Source organism: Paraburkholderia sp. Cpub6 (assembly GCF_014201065.1).
GTDB classification, from domain to species: Bacteria; Pseudomonadota; Gammaproteobacteria; order Burkholderiales; family Burkholderiaceae; genus Paraburkholderia; species Paraburkholderia tuberum.
This window is the reverse complement of the sequence record NZ_JACHDM010000002.1, coordinates 71,814-96,777: the sequence shown is the minus strand read 5'-3', so window position 1 is coordinate 96,777 and position 24,964 is coordinate 71,814. Positions and strand designations below refer to the sequence as shown.

The following is a 24,964-nucleotide window of genomic DNA, read 5'->3' as shown; positions in this document are numbered from 1 at the left end:
GTGAACGCCCCGCTATTGTTCCAGCCTTGTCCCGACGCCGTCTACGGCTTTCCTCACGCGCGCCTCGTCGAGCGTGTCGAATCCCGTTATCAGACGATCGAGATCTGGGACACGCCGCAGCTCGGCGCGCTGTTCACGCTCGACGGCCGTCCGATGACGTCCGCAGGCGACGAATTCATCTACCACGAATCCATGGTGCATCCGGCCGCGCTCGCGCATCCGGCGCCGCGCGCGGCGCTCGTGCTCGGCGGCGGCGATGGAGGGGCCGCGAGGCAATTGCTCAGGCATCCGGGCATCGAGCGGATCGTCGTCGCGGAGCTCGATCCCGAGGTCGTGCGGCTCACGCGCGGACATTTGCCGCAGGTGCATGGCGGTGCGTTCGACGATCCGCGCGTCGAGCTGGTGATCGGCGATGCGGCGGACTACGTCGCGGCGGCGGCCCGCGCGACGCAGGGTGCAACGAACGTCGCGGCCGCGCAGTTCGACCTCGTCGTATTCGACCTGACGCCACCCGATTCGCCCGCGGCCGGCCTGTACACGCCGACCTTCTACGCGCAGTTGAAGCGCGTGCTGCGCGCTGATGCGTTGCTGTCGCTCCATCTCGGCTCGCCGTACCACCACGCGCCGCGCATCGCCGCGCTGCTCGGCGATCTGCACGCCGCGTTCGCACAGGTGCGCACGCTGGGCACCTTCGTGCCGCTCTACGGCTCGCTATGGCTGATGGCGATCGCCAGCGACACGCTCGACCCCGCCGCGCTCACAGCCGACACGCTCACCGAGCGTCTCGCCGCGCGCGGCATCGATTCGCTGCGTCATTACGAACCAGCCCTGCACGCGGGGCTATTCTCGGCGGCGCGATCGGCGCGCGATAAACTGAGCCCGTTGACGAAGTCGTCCTTTTGAAGCGCGGACACCTTGCGCGAATCGGTTCGTGTGATGCCGGCGTGCCGCGCCCGACCGAAACCCGCAACCGTGGCCTCGCCGCCTCACGAGATCCGGAGAACTCCATGACCGCCCCCCACCCCGCCGGTGTGCCCTGGCTCACCCCCTATCTGACGGTGCGCGACGCGCGCGCGTCGACGGCATTCTTCTCGGCGGCGTTCGGTTTCGACGTGCGCGACAGCGTGCAGGACGACGGCGTCGTCATGCACGTCGAGATGACCTATCAAGGCCAGCTGATCGTGATGTTCGCGCCTGAAGGCGCGTTCGGCTCGACCGCGAAGACGCCGAAAAGCGCGGGCACGATCGCGCCGCAATCGTTCTATGTCTATGTCGAGGACGTCGACGCCGTGTATGCTCGCGCGCTCGCGGCCGGCGCGAAGTCGCTGAGCGAGCCACAGGACCAGTTCTGGGGCGACCGCTTCGCGCAGGTCGAGGATATCGACGGCTATCGCTGGGCGCTCGCCCGCCACCTGTCCTGAATTTAAGAGTCTCCCGTCGATGCCCCGTTTTTTTGTTGATATCCCGCTTTACGCCGACGACGTGATCGCACTGCCCGACGACGTCGTGCGCCACGTGGCCGTGCTGCGTCTGCAGCCAGGCGATTCCCTGGCGTTGTTCAACGGCAAGGGCGGCGAATACGGCGCCGAACTCGTGGAGGTCGAGCGTCGTGCGGCTCGCGTGAAAATCGGCGAATTTCGCGCGATCGAGGTCGAGCCGCCGTATCGGCTGACGCTCGCCCAAGGCATCGCCGGCGGCGACAAGATGGACTGGCTGATCGAGAAGGCGGTCGAACTCGGCGCCTCGGGCTTCGTGCCGCTCGCGACCGCGCGCAGCATCGTGCGGCTTACCGGCGAGCGCGCGCAGCGGCGGCAGCAGCACTGGCAGGGTGTGGTGCGGGCGTCGTGCGAGCAGTGCGGACGTAATCGGCTTCCGGACGTGATGCCGGTGTGCAAGATTGGCGCGTGGCTCGATACGCTGTCGCGCGAGCCGGCGCCTGACGAGCTGCGCCTGCTGTTATCGCCGCGCGCGAGCATCGGCTTTGCGGCGCTGCCTGACGCGCCGCCGCCTGGTGGCGTGACGCTGCTGATCGGCCCCGAAGGCGGCCTTTGCGCCGACGAGGAAGCCGCCGCCGTCGAACAGGGCTTTACCGCGATTGGCTTGGGACCGCGTGTGCTGCGCACCGAGACCGCCGGAATCGCAGTGTTGGCGGGGCTCGCGGCGCGCTGGGGCGGCTGGTGAGCGGGAGCTTGCCCAAGCCGCGCGACAAAAGCAAAGGCCCGCCAATTAGCGGGCCTTTGCCGTTTATACCGCGACGTTCACTGTCAGACTCAAGCAGCTACGCCTGAACAGGCGAAAATCCGGCGAACTTCAAGCGAACGAGTAGAACACCCGGAACGCGACCTTGCGCTCGGCCCAGAATTCGGCCGCTTCACGGAACACGTCGAGCAGCGTCTCGCGCCCTTCCTTGTCGAATTTCTGCGCGATCGGCAGGTGTTCGAGCACGATCACGAAGCCGGGCTGCGCGCCGGCCTTGTGCACGAGGTCGGTCAGGCAGTCGTAGAGCGCGTCGTAGTTCTTGCCGAAATGCTTGGGAAACAGGAACGACGTCGCGATCGTCTCGAGCACTTCCTGCTTCGAGGCGGCGTTCGCGCAGTGCGCATACAGAAAGTGCTGGCCGAGCAGGTTGGCCTCGTCGGCGAGATCCTGCACGCGGAACGCGCGGATCGACTGCACGATGTTCGGCCGCACCGTCCTGAAAAGGCTCATGGGCTCCTCGTTCGATGAAACCACCGTGGCAGCCTCGCTTTGATTGTCGCGGCCCTGCTCGTCGGCGCGCATCTTCATGACGCGTTGGAACAAATTGCCGTCGCCGGCCGCGAAAAGATCCGTCGCGACTCCGGAATCGTGCGCGTAGATGTTGTCGCTCATGCCGTTCATCCCAATGTCATTCAACAATGTGGTTAAAACTGGTGTAATGGTCGTCCGAGTAATAACAATTGTCGGTCCGCTGTAGCGGACCTCCGCAGACGATGCGGCGCGCCCCGCGATTACGCGCGTGAGGCGTGGGGACGGTGTATTCATGGTAATAGCCGCGCCGATGGGCGGGCAGCACCCGTTCGTAGTTGCCAAATACGACGCCGTCCTTCTGATACGGGTAAGGCCCGCCGGCGGCAATGAGGTTCAACGTATCGACTGCCTCGCGCGGCAATTGCGCCAGCGCGATGGTGCCCACCTGCGCTTCCACCCCAGTTGGCGCCGAGTAATCTCGCGCCAGCGCTTCGGGCGCGGAACTGGACAACGCGCAGAGTGCGGCGGCACCGATCAGCACGCCTTTCATGCGCAACCAGTTGCGTGCCATGTATCAGGTTTCCCCGCTGTCAGATCACGAGTTTGACGACCATGAAAGTCGTAAGGGTATCGCTAATAGCCTTTGGAATCAACGTTCGACGGCCGATGGCAACCCCGCCTCACCCCGCGGAAAAGCCGGTGGCGGGGACTTTGACGACTTTTGACAGAATGTTTAGCTCGATCAGGCTAAACTGAGCTCAACCGTGATCGAGTGCAGTGCGAGCGGTGCAAGCGGCCGCTGGCAGAGGCGCTCGATTGCGGTTGTTAGAGCCTGAAACCACTGAGCCGAAAGGCCGTGTCATTGCCATTTTTCGGGGTGGCGATCCCCAGCTTGCCCTGAGGGCGTGCCCATTGCGGGCACGCCTTTTTTTCAGGTACGCCGGTTGGAAAACCGGCGCCGGGCCCGTCGCGGCCCGATCACGATGCGCAGTTAGCGGGTTGCGCTGACGTCCGCGACCAGCAGCGCCGCCATGTTGACGATCCGGCGCACCGTCGCCGACGGCGTCAGCACGTGCACCGGCTTGGCCGCGCCAAGCAGAATTGGGCCAATCGCAATGTTGTTGCCGGCCGCCGTCTTCAGCAGGTTGTACGAGATATTGGCCGCGTCGATGTTCGGCAGCACCAGCAGGTTCGCGTCGCCTTCGAGCGTCGAATCGGGCAATACCTCACGGCGCAGGTTGGCGTCGAGCGCGACGTCGCCGTGCATTTCGCCGTCAACTTGCAGCCCCGGCGCGCGTTCGCGCAGGATCTCGAGCGTATCGCGCATCTTCTGCGCCGTCGGCGCGTTGCTCGAACCGAAGTTCGAGTGCGACACGAGTGCAACCTTCGGCTCGATGCCGAAACGGCGCACTTCCTCGGCTGCCATGATCGTGATCTCAGCCAGCTCGGCCGGTGTCGGATCGACGTTCACGTGCGTATCGACGAGGAAAATCTGCCGATTCGGCAGCACCAGCGCGTTCATCGCCGCATAGACTTTCGCGCCGGGCTTCTTGCCGATCACCTGATCGATGAAGTGCAGGTGGCGGTGTGTGGTGCTGACCGTACCGCAGATCATGCCGTCCGCCTCGCCCTTCTTCACCATCATCGAGCCAATCAGCGTGGTGCGGCGGCGCATCTCGAGCTTGGCCATCTGCGTGGTGATGCCCTTGCGCGACATCATCTTCGCGTATTCCTGCCAGAACTCGCGGTAACGTTCGTCATGATCGGTGTTGACGACCGTGTAGTCCTGCCCCGCGACGAGCCGCAGGCCATAACGCGCGATCCGCTGCTCGATCACGGCCGGCCGGCCGATCAGGATCGGCTTTGCGAGCTTTTCGTCGACGATGATCTGCATCGCGCGCAGCACACGCTCTTCTTCGCCTTCCGCGAACACGATGCGCTTCTTCTCCGGCTCGACGCTGCGCGCGAGCTGGAAGATCGGCTTCATCGTCGTGCCGCTGTGATAAACGAACTGCTGCAGATGCTGCGCGTACGCGTCCATGTCCTCGATTGGACGCTCGGCGACGCCGCATTCCATCGCGGCCTTCGCCACCGCGGGCGCGACCTTGACGATCAGACGCGGATCGAAGGGTTTCGGAATCAGGTATTCCGGTCCGAACGATAGATCCTGGATGCCGTACGCGGTCGCGACGATGTCGCTCTGCTCCTGGCGCGCCAGCTCGGCGATCGCGTTGACGGCGGCGATTTCCATTTCGCGCGTGACCGTCGTCGCGCCGGCGTCGAGCGCACCGCGGAACAGAAACGGGAACACGAGCACGTTGTTGACCTGGTTCGGGTAGTCGGTGCGGCCCGTGCACAGCACCGCGTCCGGACGCACTTCGAGCGCGAGTTCCGGCAGGATTTCCGGCGTCGGGTTCGCAAGCGCGAGGATCAGCGGCCTGGCGGCCATCTGCTTGACCATGTCCTGCTTGAGCACGCCGCCGGCCGACAACCCGAGGAACACGTCCGCGCCTTCGATCACCTCGGCAAGCGAGCGCGCGTCGGTTTCACGCGCGAAACGCTCCTTGTCCGGGTCCATCAGTTCGGTGCGGCCCTTGTACACGACGCCCGCGAGGTCGGTCACGGTGATGTTTTCGAGCGACAGGCCTATGTCGACCAGCAGGTCCAGACACGCGAGCGCCGCCGCGCCCGCGCCCGACGCGACCAGCTTGACTTCCTTGATGTCCTTGCCGACGACCTTCAGCCCGTTGGTGACCGCCGCCGCGACGACGATCGCGGTGCCGTGCTGGTCGTCGTGGAAGACCGGAATCTTCATGCGCTTGCGGCATTCGCGCTCGACGATGAAGCAGTCCGGCGCCTTGATGTCTTCGAGGTTGATGCCGCCGAAGGTCGGTTCGAGCGCGGCGATCACCTCGACCAGCTTGTGCGGATCGGTCTCGTTGATCTCGATATCGAACACGTCGATGCCGGCGAACTTCTTGAACAGGACGGCCTTGCCTTCCATGACCGGCTTCGACGCGAGCGGCCCGATGTTGCCGAGGCCCAGCACCGCGGTCCCGTTCGTGACGACGCCAACGAGGTTGCTGCGCGCGGTGAAGCGCGCGGCGTTCAGCGGGCTCTCGACGATTTCCTCGCACGCGAACGCGACGCCAGGCGAATACGCCAGCGCGAGGTCGCGCTGGTTGATCATCTGCTTGGTCGGGGCGATCGCGATTTTGCCGGGAGTCGGGAACTCGTGGTAATCGAGAGCTGCTTCGCGGAGTTTGGTATTGACGGGATTCGACATAAGGCGGGCTTCGGAGGGCAGATTAGAATAGACGTTCGACGGCATTGTAGCCCCAATTGCCTACGCAATTCCTTCAATACGGGTACAACAGCCGCGACTGAAACAGCGTGAAAGCGCGCGTTGCCCGTCGTCCGGATGGTCCGGCGCTTGCGACGGGGCATCACGCTCAATCACCCTGATCCGCGCTATTTCTCCAATCGTTCTCCGCTCACCGTTCGCCATCATGCTTTCCGAGTTTTCGCTGATCGATCGCTTCTTTGCCCGCCGCGCCGCCGCCGTGCGGCCCGCCAATGCCGAAGGCGGCACGCTCGGCATCGGCGACGATTGCGCGTTGCTGGCGCCGCCTGCCGGCGAAATGCTGGCGATATCGACCGACATGCTGGTCGAAGGCCGTCATTTCTTTGCCGATATCGATCCCGAAGCGCTCGGTCACAAGGCGCTTGCCGTCAATCTGTCTGACCTCGCCGCAATGGGCGCGCAGCCGCGGGCGTTCACGCTGGCCTTCTCGCTGCCGAAAGCCGACGAAGCCTGGCTTTCCGGTTTCAGCGAAGGCCTGTTCGCGCTCGCCGAGCGCTACGGTTGCGAGCTGATCGGCGGCGATACGACGGGCGGGCCGCTCAATCTGTGCATTACGGTATTCGGCAGCGTGCCGCCACGAACAGCCTTGCGCCGCGATGCCGCGCAACCCGGCGACGACATCTGGATCTCCGGCACTCTCGGCGACGCGCGCGCCGGCCTCGGCGCGCAGCGCGGCGAATGGTCCGCCACCCCGAATGACGCCGCGACGTTCCGCCGGGCGCTCGAACGCCCCGAGCCGCGCATCGCGCTCGGCCTCGCGCTGCGCGGCATCGCACACGCGGCGCTCGACCTGTCGGATGGACTCGCCGGCGATCTGCGGCACATCCTCGAACGCTCGTCGGTGGGCGCGAGCGTCGACGTCGATGCGGTGCCGCGCTCGGCCGCGCTACGCCGCCTGCCGCCCGACGTCCAGCAGCGCTGCACGCTCGCCGGCGGCGACGACTACGAGCTGTGCTTCACCGCGCCCGCCGCCGCGCGCGCCGCGGTCGAGGCCGCCGCGCAGAAGGCCGCCGTGCCGGTCACCCGCATCGGTACAATAAGCGCACTGGAGGCGGCCACCGACCGCCCGGCCATCGCGTGGCGCAACGCCAGCGGCGCGCCGCTCACTCTGACCTTGCAAGGTTTCGATCACTTTCATGCAGAATGACCCCCCGCTCGGCCCCGCCGACGACTTCCTCGGCGGCGAGCCGCCCCAGGCGCCTGGACCGCGCGCGCCGAAGCCTGCTCAGCCGCGCCGCGCGACCGCGCGCTTCATGCTGTCGCATCCAGTCCACCTTCTGTCGCTCGGCTTCGGTAGCGGGCTGTCGCCCGTCGCACCGGGCACGATGGGCACGCTGCTCGGGTGGGCCTCGTTCGCGGTGCTGAGTCGTTATCTGACAGTTATCGAATGGGGCGTGCTGATCGGCGTCGGCTTTCTCGGCGGCATCGCGTTGTGCGGCTTTACCGCGAAGCGGCTCGGCGTCGAGGATCCGTCGGCGGTCGTGTGGGACGAAATCGTCGCGTTCTGGCTCGTGCTGCTGATGGTCACGCCTGCCACGCTCACCGGCCAGGTGTGGGCGTTCCTGATCTTCCGCTTCTTCGACATGGTGAAGCCGCCGCCGATCGGCTACTTCGACCGCCGGCTGAAAGGTGGCTTTGGCATCATGTTCGATGACCTGATCGCCGCATTTTTTACGTTGCTGGTGATTGCGCTGTGGCGGATGTCGGTTTGAGCGCTGCCTGTTCGCCGTTCGAGTACCGTTCGACTCTTTTGGTCGCCGCCCAGCCCCTGCCGTTCGCCGCGCCGCCCGGCCGGCTTCGTTTTCCGGATTGACTGACGCCATGCCTACCGATTCCGTCGTTCACCAGCTTGCGATCCGCGTGAGCAACCGTCTGCGCGACGAGCGCCTGATGCTCGTGACCGCCGAGTCCTGCACGGGCGGCATGGTCGCGACCGCGATCACCGACATCTCCGGCAGCAGCGGCTGGTTCGAACGCGGCTTCGTCACGTATTCGAACCAGGCGAAAAGCGAAATGATCGGTGTGCCGGCCGACCTGATCGAAAAGCACGGCGCGGTCAGCGAGCCGGTCGCACGAGCGATGGCCGAAGGCGCGCTGCGCAACAGCCGAGCGCAGGTGTCGCTGTCGATCACCGGCGTCGCCGGCCCCGGCGGCGGCACGGAAACCAAGCCGGTCGGCATGGTGTCGTTCAGTTGGAGCAACCGGCTGCACACGTCGGTGGAAACGAAGATTTTCAAGGGCGACCGCGACCAGATCCGCGTGCAGGCCGCGGCGCACGCGCTGCGCGGCCTGCTGGCGCTACTCGATGAACGCGAGCATTGAGCGGCGGCTAACTATCACTGAGGAGGCGGACAATGCCGGATTCGCGCGCGATCGCAGACGAACTGATCCGCCGCTTCGATCTGAAGCCCCATCCTGAAGGCGGCTTTTTCGCGGAGACCTACCGCTCGGCCGCGCGTGTGCTGCGCGCCGGCGAACCGAGCGAGGTTGGGAACGCCCGTGCGGCGTCGACTGCGATCCATTACTTGCTGTGCGACGGCGCGCATTCGGCGTGGCATCGGATCCGTTCCGACGAAGTCTGGCATTTCTATGCCGGCGAGCCGCTGCTGGTCCACGTGCTCGATGAAAGCGATGCCGGCGGTGTGCTCGTCACGCACCGGCTCGGCAATCCGCTCACGCATCCCGATACGGTCTGTCAGGCCGTCGTGCCGGCCGGCTTGTGGTTCGCGGCCGAGTGTGCCGATCCGGCATCGTTCGCGCTGGTCGGCTGCACGGTCGCGCCGGGTTTCGAATTCAGCGAGTTCGAACTCGCGGAGGTGGACGCGCTGAAGGCGCGGCATCCGCGGCATGCGGGGTTGATCGGGCGGCTCGCACCGGCGCGCTGACGCGCCGCGCCGGCCGTCGCGGGACCGCCCGCCGCGGGATCGCCCGCCGGTTCAACGAAACGCGTTGATCCGGTCGCGGGTGTCCTTCGCCGCCTGCGCGGCCGCTTGCGCGAAATCGTCGCCCTTGCCTGCGTAGATGATCGCGCGCGAAGAGTTGATCAGCATGCCGGTGCCGTTCGCGGTGCGTCCGGCGCTCACGGTGGCCTGCACGTCGCCGCCTTGCGCACCGATGCCCGGAATCAGCAGCGGCATGTCGCCGACGATTCCGCGCACCACTTCGATTTCCTTCGGAAACGTCGCGCCGACCACGAGCCCAAGCTGGCCGCTCGCATTCCACTTCTGCGCGGCCAGTTGCGCGACGACCTGGTACAACGGCCGACCACCTGTCTCGAGAAACTGCAGATCCGAGCCACCCGCGTTCGACGTGCGACACAGCACGATCACGCCCCTGCCTGCGTGCTCGAGATACGGCTCGATCGAATCGAAACCCATGTACGGATTGACCGTCACCGCGTCGGCCTGGTAGCGCTCGAAGGCCTCGCGTGCGTATTGCTCGGCCGTGCTGCCGATATCGCCGCGCTTGGCGTCGAGAATCACCGGCAGGCCCGGATGGTTCGCGTGAATGTGGGCGATCAGCTGCTCGAGCTGCTCTTCTGCGCGATGCGCGGCGAAGTAGGCGATCTGCGGCTTGAACGACGACGCGTACGGCGCGGTTGCATCGACGATCGTGCGGCAGAACTCGAAGATCGCGTCGGCGCGGCCCGCGAGCGCACCCGGGAATTTGCTGGGCTCGGGATCGAGGCCAACGCACAGCAGCGAGTTCGTGCGCTGCCAGGCGTCGTTGAGTGTCTGGATGAAATTGGACATGGTGAGTCTCGCGGCGAGCCGGTAATCGGAGGAGGCGCGTATTTTACCTGTCCCACGATCGCCGTCCGTCGATGGCGGTCACCGCGCGGCCCGCGCCTCATTGGCGGTAGCAGCGCCAGGCCGCCCGTTCGGACGTTCGTCCGGCCGGCGGCCCGGCGGCTACGACTGCGGCTACTGCCTGCGCCGCGCGCCACGCCCGCCCGGCATCGAGCGCAGTCCAGTCCGCTCGACCGTAAAGCGGAACGTGCGCGTCAACCGCTCGCCGCGCTTGAGCAGCGTCATGCCGTTTTCGCTCGCGCCGCCCGCCAGGTTCATCGCATTGATCGGATGATCGACCGGTTCGAAGCAGAAGAAGTCTTCGCCGGGCGGCGTGTACAGCACGTAATAGTCGGTGTCGGCGGCGATGTTCAGCGACAGACGGCGCTTCGGCCATACCACTGCCGCCTGGCCGCTCCAGCCGGTGAACGCGTGATTGACGATCGTCTCCGGCAGCGGATACGCGACGCCGAACTGCCACGCGGGGGGCGCCGGCACGTGGCGCACCGGCAGCCAGTCGTCGCCCGAGAGCCACAGGCCGCCGGCCGCCGCCGACAGCTCGGTGTCCGCGTCGCGCACGAAGAACGGATGCACGCCGAGCCCGAACGGCAGCGTCTCGCGGCCGGCGTTTTCGATGTCGAGCGAGACGACCAGCGTTGGGCCGTCCAGCGTATAGGTTTGTGTCGCGCGGAACGCGTACGGCTTGCCGTCGCTGCGGTCGAGCGCGAGACGCACGTGCTCGCGGCCCGCGTCGAGCACCTGCCATTGCGCGAGCCAGCCGTCGCCGTGAATCGGCAGCGGCTCGTCGGCGCGGTTGCGCGGCACCTCGACGCGCCGCCCGGCCACGCTGAAATGGCCGCCGCCGATGCGGTTCGAGTACGGCAAGAGCGGATAGCAGGCCAGCTGGTTCGGTTGCGTATCGACACCGACGTGACTGCAGCGCCGGAAGATCGGCGTCAGCGCGCCGTCGTCGCGCCAGTCGAAGCGGGTCACGCCGCCGCCGAGCGCCGGCGCGACATCGAGACGCAATTGCGAGTTGGCGAGCGTGATGCACGCGACATCGCCGGCGCTGCCTTCGCCGAGGGCCACCGCCGACGTGCTCGGGCCCGCCAGCACGGGATTGGCGGCCGCGGCGAGTCGCGAGCGTCGCGTTTGAGAGGTTGGGGATGAGGCTGAAACGAGATTCGCAACAGTCATATCTGGCTCCATCGAGAGGCGTGGGACGTTGCCGTCAGGGTTGACGGGAGTGGCGGGCGACTTTTTGTGACCAATTCGCCTCGAGTCCGAACTGCATGCTGCCGATTCGTTGCCGGCCGGTCGCGCGCGTATTGCTCGCGGACCGAAACTGCCACATCGACTTCTGCTTCACCTTCAGGATCGCGGCCCCGGCGTGCGGCCGGGGCTGCGTCATTCTGCGCTAGATAGGCGCGCCCTGGAACAGCGGCTCCGCAACACCGCGCCGCGCGAGCGTCGCGACGAACAGGTCGCCCGCGAGCGTGTCGGCCGCGCGCGCCGTCGCATCGAGCTCGGCGTAGGCGCTCGTGATGTACAGCGTGTCGAGCGCAGTCTCGCCCTGGGCGCTGCCCGTGGTCTGGCCGAGCGCGGCACCGCCGATCGCGACGCAGCTTGGGTGCGTGGTCGGCACGTCGATGCGCTCGGTTTCCACGCCATCGGGGCCGTAGCGCACCACGCGCGCGCCGCCCCATTGCGCGTTCCACAGGCCGCCGTCGCTGTCGACGGTCGAGCCGTCGGGGATGCCGTTCGCATCGGTCAGGCGAGTGAACAGGCGATCGTTCGCGATGCCGCCGTCCGCGCGATAGTCGCACGCGCGGATTTCACGCGTCGGCGAATCGCAGTAGTACATCGTCGCGCCGTCGGGACTGAATGCGATGCTGTTCGAAATCGCCGGCGCTGGCAACGGTAAACGTTCGAGCGACAGATCGTGATTCAACCGATAAAAGCCGGCGACCGTCTGCCGTTGCCCGCTTTCGTCCTTGGTGCCGAACACGAAACGCCCTTGCCGATCGCAGCGGCCGTCGTTGACGCGCGTGTTGAGACCGGGCTCGACGTCGACGATGCGCTGTGTGCTGCCTGTCTGCAGATCGAAAAACGCGAGGTGCGATGCGAGCCCGAGCAGCACGTAGCGCGGGTTTTCGCACAGTGCGAAGGTGGCGAGCCGCTCGGGCATGTCGAACGAATCGCTGCGGCCGTCGGCCGGATCGTAGCGCCACAGCCGCGCGCCTTCGATGTCGGTCCAGTAGAAGCGGGCGCTCCTCGCGCACCAGGTCGCGCCTTCGCCGAGCTCGCATTGCGCGTCGAGCAGCAGCGTGGCCCGTTGCACGCGCGGGCTGGCGCTCACGCCCAGCCTCCGTCGACGACGATGTCCTGAGCGGTGATCATGCGGCTGTCGTCGGCGGCGAGGAACAGCGCCATGCGCGCGAGGTCGGCCGGCATCAGCTCGGCGTCGATGCACTGGCCTTCCTTGATCTGGCGGCGGCCGTTGTCGTCGAGCCACAGGCGCAGCTGCTTGTCGGTCATCACCCAGCCCGGCACCAGCGTGTTGACGCGGATATTGAAGTGGCCGAGGTCGCGCGCGAGCCCGCGCGTCAAACCCTGCACCGCCGACTTCGACATCACGTACACCGGATAGCCGCCGTTCTTCAGCATCCAGCTGATCGAGCCGAGGTTGATGATCGAGCCGCTACGCGCGGCCTTCATGTCCTCCATCACGGCCTGCGCCGCGAAGAACTGATGGCGGATGTTCACGGCGATGCCCGCGTCGAACGACTCGCGCGTCACGTCGCCGATCTGATGGCGCTTGTCGTTCGCAGCGTTGTTGATGAGCACCTGGATCGGACCCAGCGCGGCCTTCACGTCGGCGATCGCTTTTTGCAGCGCGTCGACGTCGGTCAGATCGCAGGCCAGAAACAGCGGCTTGTGCTTCGAATCGCCGAGCTGGTCGGCGAGCGCTTCGCCCGCGCTCGCGTCGATATCGAAGAACGCGACGCGCGCGCCCTGCGCCGCGAAGTGCTCGACGAACGATGCGCCGATTCCGGTCGCGCCGCCCGTGATCAGCACCGTACGGTCGACGAGGCTCGGATAGCGCGCGTACGCGGTGTCAGCGAGGCTGGCGTTTGCATTGGCCGGAGACGACATCGTTCGATTCCTTTATGAGCTTGGATGTGCTTGGGATGGGGTGAAAGCGACTCAATCGCGCGAGCCGCGGTTCTTCAACTGGTCGAGCAACACGGCCGCGAGCAGGATCGCGCCGCGCACCAGGTACTGATAGAACGCGTCGATGTTCAGCAGGTTCATCACGTTCTCGACCGTACCCATGATCAGCACGCCGATCACGACGCCGGAGATCGTCGCGCGGCCGCCCAACAGCGACACGCCGCCGAGCACGCACGCGGAGATCACGTTCAGCTCGAAGCCTTCGGCGGCGTTCGGCTGACCCGACGTGATACGCGACGCGAGAATCACGCCGGCAAGCGCGGTGACGGCGCCCTGGATCAGAAAGATGTAAACGCGCGTGCGCTCCACGTTGATACCGGCGAGCCGCGACGCTTCCGGATTACCGCCGATCGCCAGCGTATTGCGGCCGTACACGGTCTGGTTCAGCATCACGCCGAACACGATGAAGCAGATCAGCGTGACCCAGATCGGCAGCGACACGCCGAAGAACGTCAGGCCGCCGAGCGCGATGAACGTATCCGACGACACGCCGACCGCCTGCCCATGCGACACGATGAAGCCGAGGCCGCGCACGATTTCCATCGTCGCGAGCGTCGTGATCAGCGCGTTGATGCGCAGATAAGCGATCACCGCGCCGTTGACGAAGCCGATCACCGCGCCCGCCGCGACCGCCGCGATGATCGCGATGACCGTGCTGTTGGTCGCGTTGAGCACCATCGCGCACAGCACGCCGGCGAACGCGACGGTCGAGCCGACCGACAGGTCGAAATCACGCGACGCGAGGCAGAACATCATCGTGCACGCGACCATGCCGATCTGCGAGATCGACAGCGCGAGGCCGAGCATGTTCTCGATCGAGAAGAAATGATCGACGGTCAGCGACATCGTGACGAACATCAGGATGAAGATCACGATCAGGCTGTATTCGGTGATCTGCTGCCACCATTTGGCCTTGTCGCCGGTCTGCGGAATCAGCGCGTCGGCCGCGCTCTTGGCGGTCTGCTGCGCGAGGTTTTCTCTGGCTTGCATGTTCAATACTCCTCCCCGTTCCCCACGGGTTGCGGACTCACGTCCGGATAAGGTTCAGGCCGCGCGCGACGCGCTCTGGTTGGCGGCGTTGGCGTTCGCGTTTTCAGGCAGCGCGGTCGAGCTTTGCGGCAGCGCGAGGCTCAGCACCGACTGTTCGGTCGCGTCCTTGCGCGCGAGCTCGCCGGAAATGCGGCCCTGGCGCATCACGACGATCCGGTCGGACACGCCGAGCACTTCCGGCAATTCCGACGAAATCATCACGATCGCGCAGCCGCGCTCCGCGAGCTGATAGATCACGTTATAGATCTCGTGTTTCGCGCCGACGTCGATGCCGCGTGTCGGTTCGTCGAGAATCACGACTTTCAGATCGGGCTCGGCGAGCCAGCGCGACAGAATCGCCTTCTGCTGGTTGCCGCCCGACAGGAAGCGGATCTTCTGCCGCCGATGCGGCGTCTTGATCTTCAGCAGCTTGATGAAACGATCCGCCGTCTGCGCCTCCTTCTTGCGATCGAGAAACACGCCCGCGCGCAGATAGTGACGGCGGCAGCTGATGTTGATGTTCTCCGCGACGCTCGCCATCGCGACGATGCCCTCTTCCTTGCGATCCTCGGGGCACAGCACGATGCCGTGCTTAATGGCCTCGCCCGCGCTGCGCACCTTGATCGGCTTGCCGTCGAGTATGAGTTCGCCGCCCTTGCGATGCTCGGCGCCGTACACCAGATGCATCAGCTCGCTGCGGCCCGCGCCGACGAGTCCGAAGAAGCCGACGATCTCGCCGCGCCGCACCTCGAAGCTCGCCGGCTGCGCGAGCGGATGACCTTCGATCGCCTTCGCCGCGAAACGCACTTCGCCGAGCGGCCGCGCCGAATAGCTATAGATGTCCGAAATTTCGCGCCCGACCATCTCGCTGACGATCGTGTCGCGCGACACGCCTTCTAGCGTCGGATGCGACGCGACCTTGCGGCCGTCGCGGAAGATCGTGCACGCGTCGCACAGCTCGTAGATCTCGTCCATGCGGTGCGAGATGTAGATCATCGCGCGGTTGTCGGCGCGCAGATCGCGCACCAGCTTGAACAGCACCTCGGTCTCGCGGTGCGACAGCGAGCTGGTCGGCTCGTCGAGCGCGATCACGCGCGCGTTGCGCATCAGCGCCTTGCAGATTTCGACCATCTGCCGTTGCGCGATCGACAGCTTGCGCAGCTTCGCGTTCGGATCGAGCGCGACGCCCATCGCTTCGAGCCGCTCGCGCACGAAGCGCTTTGCCTCGCGCTTGTTGACCCAGCCGAGCGCATTGGGCAGCTGGCCGAGCAGCAGATTCTCCGCGACCGTGAGGTCGGGCACGTACTGCAGTTCCTGGTGAATCACCGCGATGCCGGCACCGATCGACGCGGCCGCGCTCGGAAAGCGCACCTCGTTGCCGTCGATCAGCATGCGGCCCGAATCGGGCTGATACTCGCCGCCGAGAATTTTCAGCAGCGTCGATTTTCCCGCGCCGTTTTCGCCCATCAGGCCGTGCACCTGGCCGACGTTGACGTCGAAGGACACACCGTCGAGCGCACGCACGCCTGGAAAAACCTTGCCGATATTGTCAAAACGTAGCGTCGCTGACACTTCGCCTCCTTGTCGACCGGAGTTAGCGCTTTAGCGCTTACTCCGGTCCCATGCAGTTTCATCGCGGTCGACCGGAGTTAGCGCTTTAGCGCTTACTCCGGTCCCATGCAAGATATTGCTGCGTCATGTTGACCGTACGCGTATTGCGCGCGATCCGTCTGTCTACCGCAGATCGTCTCTCGCCGCCGGCGCGCCGTCCCCTGCGCCAGGCAGGGAAAGCGACGCGCCGGCGGTGTACTTCATACCACCGCAAGTCTTGCGATTACTTCGACGCGAGGCCCATCTTCTCGCGCACTTCGCCGACGTTGTCGCGCGTCGCCAGCATGCCGGTCGTCAGCGTCAGCAGCGGCGGTTCCTTGCCCTGCGTGATCCACGCGTACATCAGTTCCGAGGTTTCCTCGCCGTGGCGCTTCGGGCTGATGATCACGGTGCCGTAGAAGCCCGTCGGCTGCGGCTTCTTGAACTCGTTCATCGCGGACTCCGAACCGCCGATGCCGATGCCGATCATGTTGTCGGCCTTGAAGCCACGGCCTTCCGCCGCGCGCACCGCGCCGAGCACGCCTTCGTCGTTCAGCGCGTAAGCGACCCAGTGCTTGAACTGCGGGTTCTTCGTCAGCGCGATGTTGGCGGCGTTGAACGCGTTTTCCGTGTCGGTCTTCGCCTGCGGCGCGGTGACGATGTTCGCTTTCGGGAAGCCCGCGGCGACCAGCGCGTCGGTTGCGCCGGTGGTGCGGTCATGCGCGGTCGGCAACTGCTCGTAGGTCACGTCGATCGCGCCGACGTCCTTCATGTCCCAGCCGCGCTTCTTGATTTCAGCCGCGATGCCGTCGCCGACCTGCTTGCCGATGTTATACGCCGAGATGCCCATGTGCGGCACCGCTTCGATCGGCTTGCCCGCGCCGTCGACGAGGCGGTCGTCGACCGTCATCATCTTCAGGCCGTCCGCCTTCGCCTTCGCGACGATGCCCGGCCCGAGCTTGACGTCGGGCGTGCAGATCACGAAGCCCTGTGCCTTCTGCGCGGCGAGGTTATCGATTGCGCTCATCACCTTCTCGCCCGACGGCGCGCCGATCTTCACGAGCGTGAAGCCCTTCTGCTTGGCGGCCATCTCGGCGAACTTCCATTCGTCCTGGAACCACGGTTCTTCCGGCTGCTTCACGAGGAAGCCGATCTTGACCGAATCGGCGGCCTGTACGACCGGTGCGTTGAAGAACACACCCGCCGCCGCCGCTGCCAGCGTGAGGAAAATTCTACGTTTCATAATGCGTGTCTCCTGACTAATTGATAACGAGAAGGTAATCGGCCGCGTCTTCTTGTACCGGTCTGACACGCGCGGCCAGCGCGTCGTCCGGTGTTCTGTGCGTCTTTTGGCGACGCAAATTCAGTCGTGGTAAAGCACCGAGCGCCCGCCATCGACGGTGATGCAGCTCGCATTGATGAACGGCGCTTCGTCCGACGCGAGGAACACCGCGGTCATCGCCACCTCCTCCGGACGGCCGATGCGCTTCATCGGCTGCAGATCGAGTGTCGCCTGCTTCGCGGCGGCCGGATCGGACTGCTCGTTCCACCAGTCGTGCGTCAGATGCGTCTCGATGTAGCCCGGCGCGATCGCGTTCACGCGCACGTTGCGCGGCGCGTACTCGATGCCGAGCGCGCGCGTGAGGCCAATCACGCCGTGCTTCGCGACCGGGTACGGAAAGCAGCCCGGAATGATCTTGAACGCGTGCGTCGACGCGATGTTCACGATGCTGCCCGCGCCACGCTCGACCATGCCCGGCAGCACCGCGCGACAGCCGTTCCACACGCCGTCGAGATCGACCGCGAAGCAGCGCCGCCAGTCGGCGTCGGTCATCGTCAGCGGATCGCAGAACACGTTGATGCCCGCGTTGTTGACGAGGATGTCGAGCGCGCCGAACGCGCGTTCGCCTTCGCTGACCGCGTGCCGCACCGACGCCGGTTGCGTCACGTCGGTCTGCACCGCGAGCACGCGCGCGCCGGCGCCGGTGCCAACGTCTGCCTCGATCTGCGCGGCCGTGCGCTGCGCCAGGTCGAGGTCGAGTTCCGCCAGCACGACCGCCGCGCCCTCGCGCGCGAACGCCAGCGCGATCGCCGCGCCTATGCCACGTCCAGCGCCGGTTACGAGAGCGGCTTTGCCGGCGAGCCGGTTCATTTCTTCACGCCCGCGCGGGCGATCCGCAAACCGTTGATGAACGCCTTCGCATGCGACGCGGTCACCGCCGCGCTCTGGCCCGGCTTGTACAGCGCCGAGCCGAGGCCGAAACCGTTCGCGCCGGCGCTCAGGAACGGCCCCATGTTGTCCGGCGTGACGCCGCCGACCGGCACGAGCGGCACCTGCGCCGCGATCACCGCGCGCCATGCCTTGACGACCTGGCAGCCGAGCTGCTCGGCGGGGAACATCTTCAGCACGTCCGCGCCGTTCTTCAGCGCGATGAACGCCTCGGTCGGCGTCGCGACGCCGGGCGCGCAGGCGAGGCCCCGCGCCTTCGCGGCGATCACGACTTCCGGATCGCTGTGCGGCATCACGATGAGTTCGCCGCCCGCGGCCTTCACGTCGTCCACGAACAGCGGATGCAGCACCGTGCCCGCGCCGACGATCGCGTCGGCCGGCAGCACCTTGCGGATCGCCGAGATGCTGTCGAACGGCTGCGGCGAATTGAGCGGTACTTCGACGATGCGAAAACCGGCTTCGTACAGGGCCTGGCCGTGATCGGCCGCGTCGGCGGGCGTGACGCCGCGCAGGATCGCGATCAGCGGACAGGCTTCGAACGCGGCGATCAGACCCGCGTGCGGCATGTACGGTGCGGGCAGATTGATGTGTGGTTGCATGTCGGTTCCTTGTTTCGTGAGCGTCGTAAAGGGCTCTGCCGCCGGTCAGCCTGCGCGCGCCGCCTGGGCGGACGGCCGGACGAGCCCCGCTTCGACGGCGACGCGCCACAGGCCGCGTTCGGTTGCATGCCTGACCGGCTCCGCGCGCAGACAGCCGAATTGCGCGAGCGCGAGGCGGTAGCGCTCGCACAGCGCGTCGTTGCCGATCAGCCGCAGACTCTGCTGCGCGAGCGAGCTGCCTTGCTGCGCGAGTACCGCTTCGAGGCCGGCGAGTTCGTGCCCGATCAGCAGGCCCGACAGATAGTCGGGCTGTGCCTCGCTCGACAGCGCGCCGGTCAAGCCGAGCGTGCGCGTGCTGAACACGGTCGCGAGCACGCCTGCCTGGCCCTTCTCGCGCGCGATGTTCACGCCGCGCAGAAATGCTTCGGTATCCGGGCGATCGGGCGTGACCATCGTGCGGCCGAGAATCGTGTGCTCGCGCAGCGCGGCGAACACCTCGCCGGTCATGAACGTATGAAAACGCTCGATGCGCTCCGCCTGCACGACCGCCCATTTCGCGTGCGTACCGGGCAGGCCGATCAGCGAGCGGGCGTTGCTGTCGACCGAGTTCGCGTCGTGCGCGCCGTCCGCGTCCGCGCTGAGCGCGCCGAAAATTTGCGTCTCCTCGCCGCGCATCACGTTCGGCAATTCACCGCGTTGCAGCACGCCCGGCACGATATGCAGCGTCGCGCCGCGCGCGGTCTGCACGCGGACGATACCGGCCACCAACGCATCGGCGTTCGCGGGTGTCTCGACATACGGCGCTTCGAGCCAGCCCTGCGCGCTGCCGATCATCCCCGCCGCGATCACCGGCGCGCCGCGCGCATGGTCGAGCCATGCGCCGCAGGCGTCCTCGAACGCGGCGTCGAAGCCGCCCTCGGCCGCGCCACGCGGCAGATTCATGATGCCGGCCGTCGATGCGCGCGTCGCCAGCACGCGACCGTGCGCGTCGAACAGATAGGCGCGCAGCGACGTCGTGCCCCAGTCGAGCGCGATCAGCGCGGCGTGCGTGAAATCGACGGCGGCGGTATCGGCGGCGGCGGTCGCGTCCGGCTTCCCGCCCGTGTCGGGCGCGGCGGCCGCCCGGTGGTTCGCCAGCGTGGCGGTGCCCGCTTGTTTCATCGCTTGATCCTGCGCGTGGCCGGTCGCGGTGCGCGCCAACCGAGTTCTTCCGAAATCGCGCGCGCCTCGCGCTGCACGACCGGAATCAGTTCGTCCATCCGTTCGAGCGGCATATAGGGAATCGTGCTGGCCACCGACAACGCCGCGACGATCGCCCCCGACGCATCGCGCACCGGCGCCGCGACGCAACGGATCGCCGCTTCGTTCTCTTCGAGATCGAACGTGTAGCCGCCGGCCGCGTAGTTCGTCATGCGCTGCAGGAAGGTCGGCGCATCGGGGCGGTTGTCCGGCTTGAAGCTGACGCCCGCGAGCGCGCGGCGCGACGCGTCGAACAGCGACTGCCATGCGTCCGGCGCGAGGTCGAGCATCATCGCCTTGCCGATGCCGGTCGACGCGAGCGGCATCCGATGGCCGACGCGCGAGCGCATTTCGAGGCCGCGCGTGCCGGGGATCTTGTCGATGTACAGCACGTCGTCGCCGTCGCGCACGCCGAGGTGGATCGTGTCGAGCGTCTGCTCGGCCAGCGACTCGAGGTGCGGACGCGCGACGGCCGTCAGCGGCATCTGTTCGAGAGCGATCGTGCCGAGCTCGATCAGCTTCGGCCCGAGCAGATAGCCGCCCTGCACCTGGCGCAGATAGCGCGCCTGCACGAGGCTGCTGACGAGCCGGTGCGTGGTGCTGCGGGTCGTGCCGAGCGCGGCGCCGAAGCTGCGCAGATCGCGCACACCGGCCGCGGCCGCCTCGAGAATCGCAAGGCCGCGCAACAGCGTCTGCGTGCCGGCCTGCTGCGGCGTGATTTCCAGCAGCGTGACCGGCAGCCCGAGACCGTCGACGGTCGCCGCGCGCGCCACCGGGCGCGACGCCCTCGCGGTAGCGGACGCACTGGCGGCGACATTGGCGTTGACGGCTGAAGCCTCGCGCGGCGCGGAATTCAGCGCCGGATTCGCGGCGCTGTTCGGCCCGCCGTTCGAGTCCTGCGCGGCCTCGGCCGCGCTGGCGGCGGGAGTGGGCATCGCTTTGTTCATGGCGATTCGCCTTCGGATGGTTTCTGCGCTTAGCGCGCGGGGCCGGAGAACAGGGCGGGAACGGGTGCGGCGCCGCGCTCGCGCGGCTGCTGTGGTTGGCTGCCAGACATGGTCGGTCTCGTCTCCGGTTTTTTTCTGTCGCTGTTCGCTGTTTCGGCGCGCTGGGGCGCCGACTCGCGATGCATGTTGGCTTGGATTGTAGGGCGACTTTTGAGAATCACCAATATGTGAATGTTGAGTCCATATAGTGAGATTTTAGTGGGCGATCGAGTGTTTAGCAAACTGTCGCGGTCGCGGTCTGCTGACGCAAAAAAGCCCGCGCGAGGCGGGCTTCGAAGCAGGACAATGAGATCGAGGGCTCTTTCAATCCGGCAATTCAGCCGCGCCCATCCGCCGCGCAATCACGCGCGCGCGTTGCGTGAGATACGCCGAATTCCTGTGTTCATCGAAATACCTGGGGCGTGGCAGCATCACCGCGAGCCGCGCCGACTGCGCGGCCGTGAGCTTGCTCGCCGAGGTCTTGAAGTAGTACTGCGCGGCCGCCTCAGCGCCGTACACGCCGCTGCCCCATTCGACCGAGTTCAGATAGATCTCGAAGATGCGCTGCTTGTCCATCAGCGTTTCGAGCATCCACGTGATGATCAGCTCCTGGCCCTTGCGGATATAGCTTTTCTCGCGCGACAGAAACAGGTTGCGCGCAAGCTGCTGCGAGATCGTCGAGCCGCCGCGCACGATCCGGCCTTGCGCCTTGTTGCGCTCCCACGCCTGCAGGATCGCGTCGGTTTCGTAGCCTTTGTTGTTGACGAAGTTCGCGTCTTCGGACGCGATGATCGCGCGCTTCAGGTTGCGCGAAATCTGATCGTACGGCACCCACGTTCGCTGCACCGACAGATCCGGCCGGTCCTGCGACAGACGCCATGCGTCCGAGCGCATGAACGCGGTCGAGCGCGGATTGACGACGTTCCAGATTGCGATCTGCGCGAAGTAGTACGCCTGCGTCGCGAGCCAGGCGATGGCCACGACCGCGGTCAACCAGGCGAGCCAGCGCAGCGGGCCGGACTGGCCGCGCGAACCGCTGGCGCGTCGCGTCGCTGTCATGGTGCGTGCTATCCGCGTGCCGACGTTACGCGGGCGACGGCGCCGTCAGCAGCGCGCGCAATTCGGCGAGCACCGGCGCACTGTCCGGACGCACGCCGCGCCACACATGGAACGATTCGGCGGCCTGCTCGACCAGCATGCCGAGTCCGTCGGCGCCGCGCGCGCCGAGTTTCGCCGCGTGCTGCATGAAGATGGTCGGATGCGCGCCGTACATCATGTCGTAGGCGAGCGTGCCGTTGCCGAACGCGCGATCGTCGCACTCGGGCAGCGACGCATCGAGGCTCCCCGCGGTCGCGTTGACGATCACGTCGTACTGGCCCGCTTCGATCGCGCGGGCGCTGCCGCCGGTCAGACGGCAGTGCGCGCCGCTGGCAGCCTGCGCGAACTGGTCGACCAGCGCTTCGGCCTTCTGCGCCGTGCGATTGACGATCGTCAGCGTATGCGGTGCGCGCTCGAGCATCGGCAGCACGACACCGCGCGCGGCCCCGCCCGCGCCGAGCAGCAGGATGCGCGCGCCCTTCAGCGACACGCCGAGATTCACCTCGATGTCGCGCACGAGGCCGAAGCCATCAGTGTTGTCGCCGTAGATGCCGTCGGCGTCGACCCGCAGCGTGTTCACCGCGCCGGCCGCCGCCGCGCGCGGCGACAGCGTGTTCGCGAATGCATGTGCGTCGAGCTTGAACGGCACCGTCACGTTCAGGCCGCGTCCGCCCGCTTCGATGAACGCGCGCACGTGCGGCACGAACGCGTCGAGCGGCGCGAGCAGATGACCGTACTCGACCGGCTCGCCGGTTTGCGCGGCGAAGCGGCCGTGGATGAACGGTGACTTGCTATGCCCGACGGGGTTGCCGATGACCGCGTAGCGCTCGCGCGTTGGGTTGCCGCTCATCGTCCCGGCTCCGTGATGTGTTGGTCGCGGTCGGCGTTGTTCGCGGCGTCGTTGCCGTCGCCGGTCGCCGCGGATTCGTCTGCGCTGGGGTTGTCGTTGGGATTGCCGCCGTCGGCTTCCGCTTCAGCTTCGGCTTCGCTTTCGGCGCTGTCGTCGGATGCGTCGAGCAACTCTTCCTCGCCCTCGTCCTCGCCTTCTTCGGCTTCGCCGCCGCTCGTCACGGTCGGTGCATCGAGCACGTGCAACAGACGCACCGACGCTTCGATCGTCAGCTCATCGATCGACATGACTTCCATCTGCAAACGCGTGCCGCGCGCATGCACGCCGAGGCCCGGCACGTGCAGCAGCAGCGGAATTTCCTCGAGACGCACGAGATCGCCCTTCACGACCGACGCGACCACCTGCTTGCGGTTTTCCTGCCTGAGCCAGCGCAGACACCAGAAGTACTCCATGCGACGCTGATGGTCGGCGTACGCGGTGTAGGTGTCGTCGAAGCCTTGCACGACCGCGAACAGATCGGCGTCCTTCGGCTTGAACGGCGCGGCGAGCTTGGCGGTCACGCCATGCTGCACGCACGCGATCAGCTGCCACTGATTCACGAGGTCGACGTAGCGGCGCAGCGGCGACGTGCTCCACGCGTACTGCGTGACGCCGAGCCCTTCGTGCGGCGCGGCGTTGGTCTGCATGCGCGTGCGCTTCGGGCCGCTCGGCACGCCGAACGCGCGCTGCGTGCGATAGATGCCCGGCACGCCGTGATCGTGCAGGAACCCGCCCCACGACGAGTTCGCGAGAATCGCCAGCTCGGCGACGATCGTGTCGAGCGGCGAGCCGCGCCGGCGCGGCGTAATCGTGACATGCTCGCCGTCGACGTAGAAATTGAAGTCGGTATTGCGCTGCACTTCGCGGCGCAGGCCGTAGCCGGCGCGCGCGGTCTGGCGCTTTTCGAACAGCGCTTGCGCGAACGGCCACAGCACGGCGATATCGTCCTTGTGCGGATACTCGCCGGTGCCCTCGGCGAGCGCCTTCTCGGTGACGATTTCGTCGAGCGTGTTGTGGCGCAGATTGTTCTTCACGAACACGCGCTCGGCGCGCGTTTCGCTCGCGACGATCTCCTGCGTCTCGCGATTGACGATCACGTACAGCGACAGCGCCGGCCGATACCCACCCTCGGCAAGCGTGAAGGTGTCGACGACGCTGTCGGGCAGCATCGTGATCTTGTCGCCGGGCATGTAGACCGTCGACAGACGCGCGCGCGCAATCGCATCGACGTCGTCGCCACGCTGGATGCCGAGCGCCGGCGCGGCGATGTGCACGCCGATGCGCACACGGCCGTCGGCCAGATGCTCGACCGAGAACGCGTCGTCGATTTCGGTCGTGGTGATGTCGTCGATCGAGAACGCTTCGACGTCGGCCTGCGGCAGATCGTCGGGCACGTTCGCGGCCGCGACGGACGGGAAGCCGGTGCCGTGCGGGAAGAACTCGGACAGGAATTTCGCTTCGTGCAGCGCGCGCGGCGACGCGATCGCGCCGCATTCGAGCATCAGCCGCGCCTGCGAGATGCCGCGCGCGGCCGCGGCGCCCTCGAGCGCCTTGTACTCGATGGTGTTCTTGTCGGGCTTCGTCAAGAGCGCGAGCCCCTTGCCGCCCGCGAACGCTTCAGGCAGACGGCCTGCTTTCAGCTCTTCCTCGTACTGCGCCTGCACGAGCGCCTGCTGACGCTTGCGCTCGAGGCCCGCGAGCGCCATCTTCAGTTGCTCCTGCGGCGCGCGCTGGTACATGCCGCGGCCCTTGCGGCGGAAGTACACCGGCGAGCCGTGCATGCGCAGCACCAGCGCCGCGCGCTCGATCGCGCCGAAGCTCGCGCCGAAGTACTCGGCGCCCAGCGTCGCGAACGGGAATTCATCGTCCGGCGCGCATTCCCACAGGAAGTCCAGATCGATCTCTTGCGCCAACGCGTCGGCCTGCTGCATCAGTTCGGCCGCGGTGGGCTTCTCGAACTCGATCAGCACATCCTTCGCGCGCACCTTCGCGCGCCGCCCGCCCGGCAACTCGACCTGAAACGCGTCGCCCTGGCGCGACAGCACGCTGCCGGCCTTGAAACTGCCCGATTCCTCGAAGAAGACGTTCACTCAATACTCTCGTTCTGACTTGCGTCTGCCGTCGCGCCCGACGCCCCGTGGCGATCGATCACTGCATGCGCGGCACGGCAACCTGTTCGTGATAGTGA

24 protein-coding genes are annotated in these 24,964 nt (G+C 66.6%); 7 read left to right on the top strand and 17 right to left on the bottom strand.

Going from position 1 to position 24,964, the window contains the following annotated elements; all coding sequences use genetic code 11:
* From speE to HDG33_RS05190, 3 genes are all read left to right on the top strand, one after another.
* Nucleotides 1–903: a polyamine aminopropyltransferase gene (gene speE / locus HDG33_RS05200; RefSeq protein WP_184022915.1), complete on the top strand. Its 903-nt coding sequence runs from the start codon at nt 1–3 to the stop codon at nt 901–903.
* Between the two features lie 104 nt (nt 904–1,007).
* Nucleotides 1,008–1,421, top strand: a complete 414-nt coding sequence (locus HDG33_RS05195; RefSeq protein WP_090801864.1) for a glyoxalase/bleomycin resistance/extradiol dioxygenase family protein — start codon at nt 1,008–1,010, stop codon at nt 1,419–1,421.
* A gap of 19 nt (nt 1,422–1,440) precedes the next feature.
* A complete protein-coding gene (locus HDG33_RS05190) occupies nt 1,441–2,181 on the top strand; it encodes a 16S rRNA (uracil(1498)-N(3))-methyltransferase (protein ID WP_184022914.1) in 741 nt (246 codons plus the stop codon).
* Between the two features lie 129 nt (nt 2,182–2,310).
* Here the strand turns inward: HDG33_RS05190 and HDG33_RS05185 are convergent, their stop codons facing one another.
* The 3 genes from HDG33_RS05185 to HDG33_RS05175 all read right to left on the bottom strand — a co-directional run bounded on the left by HDG33_RS05185 (nt 2,311) and on the right by HDG33_RS05175 (nt 6,061).
* On the bottom strand, nt 2,311–2,871 hold the full coding sequence (locus tag HDG33_RS05185; protein WP_184022913.1) for a barstar family protein: 561 nt from the start codon (nt 2,869–2,871) through the stop codon (nt 2,311–2,313).
* A gap of 16 nt (nt 2,872–2,887) precedes the next feature.
* Nucleotides 2,888–3,301, bottom strand: coding sequence for a ribonuclease (locus HDG33_RS05180; RefSeq protein WP_184022912.1), 414 nt, complete (start codon nt 3,299–3,301; stop codon nt 2,888–2,890).
* A 420-nt stretch (nt 3,302–3,721) separates the two neighbouring features.
* On the bottom strand, nt 3,722–6,061 hold the full coding sequence (locus HDG33_RS05175; protein WP_184022911.1) for an NADP-dependent malic enzyme: 2,340 nt from the start codon (nt 6,059–6,061) through the stop codon (nt 3,722–3,724).
* Between the two features lie 178 nt (nt 6,062–6,239).
* Here HDG33_RS05175 and thiL point away from each other — a divergent pair, with 178 nt between their 5' ends.
* The 4 genes from thiL (at nt 6,240) to HDG33_RS05155 (ending at nt 8,979) form a co-directional block, all read left to right on the top strand.
* Nucleotides 6,240–7,241 carry a thiamine-phosphate kinase gene (gene thiL, locus HDG33_RS05170; RefSeq protein WP_184022910.1) on the top strand — a complete coding sequence of 334 codons (1,002 nt, stop codon included), beginning with the start codon at nt 6,240–6,242 and terminating at the stop codon, nt 7,239–7,241.
* The gene (locus tag HDG33_RS05165; protein ID WP_184022909.1) at nt 7,231–7,806 is read left to right on the top strand and encodes a phosphatidylglycerophosphatase A; all 576 of its coding nucleotides are present in this window, start codon (nt 7,231–7,233) and stop codon (nt 7,804–7,806) included. The genes thiL and HDG33_RS05165 overlap by 11 nt, the downstream gene beginning before the upstream one ends.
* Before the next feature lie 109 nt (nt 7,807–7,915).
* A complete protein-coding gene (locus HDG33_RS05160; protein ID WP_184022908.1) occupies nt 7,916–8,416 on the top strand; it encodes a CinA family protein in 501 nt (166 codons plus the stop codon).
* A gap of 32 nt (nt 8,417–8,448) precedes the next feature.
* The gene (locus HDG33_RS05155; RefSeq protein WP_184022907.1) at nt 8,449–8,979 is read left to right on the top strand and encodes a cupin domain-containing protein; all 531 of its coding nucleotides are present in this window, start codon (nt 8,449–8,451) and stop codon (nt 8,977–8,979) included.
* A gap of 51 nt (nt 8,980–9,030) precedes the next feature.
* On the opposite strand, the gene pyrF is transcribed toward HDG33_RS05155, so the two are convergent.
* From pyrF to HDG33_RS05085, 14 genes are all read right to left on the bottom strand, one after another.
* Nucleotides 9,031–9,846 carry an orotidine-5'-phosphate decarboxylase gene (gene pyrF / locus HDG33_RS05150; protein WP_184022906.1) on the bottom strand — a complete coding sequence of 272 codons (816 nt, stop codon included), beginning with the start codon at nt 9,844–9,846 and terminating at the stop codon, nt 9,031–9,033.
* 171 nt (nt 9,847–10,017) lie between these two features.
* Nucleotides 10,018–11,079 (bottom strand): aldose 1-epimerase, encoded by a 1,062-nt coding sequence (locus tag HDG33_RS05145; RefSeq protein WP_184022905.1) that lies wholly within the window; start codon nt 11,077–11,079, stop codon nt 10,018–10,020.
* A 220-nt stretch (nt 11,080–11,299) separates the two neighbouring features.
* Nucleotides 11,300–12,241: an SMP-30/gluconolactonase/LRE family protein gene (locus tag HDG33_RS05140; protein ID WP_184022904.1), complete on the bottom strand. Its 942-nt coding sequence runs from the start codon at nt 12,239–12,241 to the stop codon at nt 11,300–11,302.
* A complete protein-coding gene (locus HDG33_RS05135) occupies nt 12,238–13,038 on the bottom strand; it encodes an SDR family NAD(P)-dependent oxidoreductase (RefSeq protein WP_090801880.1) in 801 nt (266 codons plus the stop codon). The genes HDG33_RS05140 and HDG33_RS05135 overlap by 4 nt, the downstream gene beginning before the upstream one ends.
* A gap of 51 nt (nt 13,039–13,089) precedes the next feature.
* A complete protein-coding gene (araH, locus tag HDG33_RS05130) occupies nt 13,090–14,106 on the bottom strand; it encodes an L-arabinose ABC transporter permease AraH (RefSeq protein WP_184022903.1) in 1,017 nt (338 codons plus the stop codon).
* 54 nt (nt 14,107–14,160) lie between these two features.
* On the bottom strand, nt 14,161–15,717 hold the full coding sequence (gene araG / locus HDG33_RS05125) for an L-arabinose ABC transporter ATP-binding protein AraG (protein WP_184022902.1): 1,557 nt from the start codon (nt 15,715–15,717) through the stop codon (nt 14,161–14,163).
* A 262-nt stretch (nt 15,718–15,979) separates the two neighbouring features.
* The gene (locus HDG33_RS05120) at nt 15,980–16,978 is read right to left on the bottom strand and encodes an arabinose ABC transporter substrate-binding protein (protein ID WP_184022901.1); all 999 of its coding nucleotides are present in this window, start codon (nt 16,976–16,978) and stop codon (nt 15,980–15,982) included.
* A 120-nt stretch (nt 16,979–17,098) separates the two neighbouring features.
* Nucleotides 17,099–17,887 (bottom strand): SDR family oxidoreductase, encoded by a 789-nt coding sequence (locus tag HDG33_RS05115; protein ID WP_184022900.1) that lies wholly within the window; start codon nt 17,885–17,887, stop codon nt 17,099–17,101.
* The gene (locus tag HDG33_RS05110; protein ID WP_090801888.1) at nt 17,884–18,564 is read right to left on the bottom strand and encodes a 2-dehydro-3-deoxy-6-phosphogalactonate aldolase; all 681 of its coding nucleotides are present in this window, start codon (nt 18,562–18,564) and stop codon (nt 17,884–17,886) included. Before HDG33_RS05110 ends, HDG33_RS05115 begins: the two co-directional genes overlap by 4 nt.
* A gap of 45 nt (nt 18,565–18,609) precedes the next feature.
* Nucleotides 18,610–19,725 carry a 2-dehydro-3-deoxygalactonokinase gene (locus HDG33_RS05105; protein WP_184022899.1) on the bottom strand — a complete coding sequence of 372 codons (1,116 nt, stop codon included), beginning with the start codon at nt 19,723–19,725 and terminating at the stop codon, nt 18,610–18,612.
* On the bottom strand, nt 19,722–20,750 hold the full coding sequence (locus HDG33_RS05100; RefSeq protein ID WP_184022898.1) for an IclR family transcriptional regulator: 1,029 nt from the start codon (nt 20,748–20,750) through the stop codon (nt 19,722–19,724). The genes HDG33_RS05105 and HDG33_RS05100 overlap by 4 nt, the downstream gene beginning before the upstream one ends.
* A gap of 363 nt (nt 20,751–21,113) precedes the next feature.
* Complete coding sequence (gene mtgA, locus HDG33_RS05095) at nt 21,114–21,848, bottom strand: monofunctional biosynthetic peptidoglycan transglycosylase (RefSeq protein ID WP_184022897.1); 735 nt, start codon at nt 21,846–21,848, stop codon at nt 21,114–21,116.
* A gap of 25 nt (nt 21,849–21,873) precedes the next feature.
* Entirely contained in the window at nt 21,874–22,737 is an 864-nt protein-coding gene (gene aroE / locus HDG33_RS05090; RefSeq protein ID WP_184022896.1) for a shikimate dehydrogenase, read from the bottom strand.
* Nucleotides 22,734–24,866: a ribonuclease catalytic domain-containing protein gene (locus HDG33_RS05085; RefSeq protein WP_184022895.1), complete on the bottom strand. Its 2,133-nt coding sequence runs from the start codon at nt 24,864–24,866 to the stop codon at nt 22,734–22,736. The genes aroE and HDG33_RS05085 overlap by 4 nt, the downstream gene beginning before the upstream one ends.
* Between the last annotated feature and the right edge of the window lie 98 nt (nt 24,867–24,964).

Excerpts from the sequence above, each read along its gene's own strand:
- HDG33_RS05195 (WP_090801864.1), top strand. The coding sequence starts at position 1,008 with ATGACCGCCCCCCACCCCGCCGGTGTGCCCTGGCTCACCCCCTATCTG.
- HDG33_RS05190 (WP_184022914.1), top strand. The coding sequence starts at position 1,441 with ATGCCCCGTTTTTTTGTTGATATCCCGCTTTACGCCGACGACGTGATC.
- HDG33_RS05185 (WP_184022913.1), bottom strand. The coding sequence starts at position 2,871 with ATGAGCGACAACATCTACGCGCACGATTCCGGAGTCGCGACGGATCTT.
- HDG33_RS05180 (WP_184022912.1), bottom strand. The coding sequence starts at position 3,301 with ATGGCACGCAACTGGTTGCGCATGAAAGGCGTGCTGATCGGTGCCGCC.
- HDG33_RS05175 (WP_184022911.1), bottom strand. The coding sequence starts at position 6,061 with ATGCCGTCGAACGTCTATTCTAATCTGCCCTCCGAAGCCCGCCTTATG.
- thiL (WP_184022910.1), top strand. The coding sequence starts at position 6,240 with ATGCTTTCCGAGTTTTCGCTGATCGATCGCTTCTTTGCCCGCCGCGCC.
- HDG33_RS05165 (WP_184022909.1), top strand. The coding sequence starts at position 7,231 with ATGCAGAATGACCCCCCGCTCGGCCCCGCCGACGACTTCCTCGGCGGC.
- HDG33_RS05160 (WP_184022908.1), top strand. The coding sequence starts at position 7,916 with ATGCCTACCGATTCCGTCGTTCACCAGCTTGCGATCCGCGTGAGCAAC.
- HDG33_RS05155 (WP_184022907.1), top strand. The coding sequence starts at position 8,449 with ATGCCGGATTCGCGCGCGATCGCAGACGAACTGATCCGCCGCTTCGAT.
- pyrF (WP_184022906.1), bottom strand. The coding sequence starts at position 9,846 with ATGTCCAATTTCATCCAGACACTCAACGACGCCTGGCAGCGCACGAAC.
- HDG33_RS05145 (WP_184022905.1), bottom strand. The coding sequence starts at position 11,079 with ATGACTGTTGCGAATCTCGTTTCAGCCTCATCCCCAACCTCTCAAACG.
- HDG33_RS05135 (WP_090801880.1), bottom strand. The coding sequence starts at position 13,038 with ATGTCGTCTCCGGCCAATGCAAACGCCAGCCTCGCTGACACCGCGTAC.
- araH (WP_184022903.1), bottom strand. The coding sequence starts at position 14,106 with ATGCAAGCCAGAGAAAACCTCGCGCAGCAGACCGCCAAGAGCGCGGCC.
- HDG33_RS05120 (WP_184022901.1), bottom strand. The coding sequence starts at position 16,978 with ATGAAACGTAGAATTTTCCTCACGCTGGCAGCGGCGGCGGCGGGTGTG.
- HDG33_RS05115 (WP_184022900.1), bottom strand. The coding sequence starts at position 17,887 with ATGAACCGGCTCGCCGGCAAAGCCGCTCTCGTAACCGGCGCTGGACGT.
- HDG33_RS05110 (WP_090801888.1), bottom strand. The coding sequence starts at position 18,564 with ATGCAACCACACATCAATCTGCCCGCACCGTACATGCCGCACGCGGGT.
- HDG33_RS05105 (WP_184022899.1), bottom strand. The coding sequence starts at position 19,725 with ATGAAACAAGCGGGCACCGCCACGCTGGCGAACCACCGGGCGGCCGCC.
- HDG33_RS05100 (WP_184022898.1), bottom strand. The coding sequence starts at position 20,750 with ATGAACAAAGCGATGCCCACTCCCGCCGCCAGCGCGGCCGAGGCCGCG.
- mtgA (WP_184022897.1), bottom strand. The coding sequence starts at position 21,848 with ATGACAGCGACGCGACGCGCCAGCGGTTCGCGCGGCCAGTCCGGCCCG.
- aroE (WP_184022896.1), bottom strand. The coding sequence starts at position 22,737 with ATGAGCGGCAACCCAACGCGCGAGCGCTACGCGGTCATCGGCAACCCC.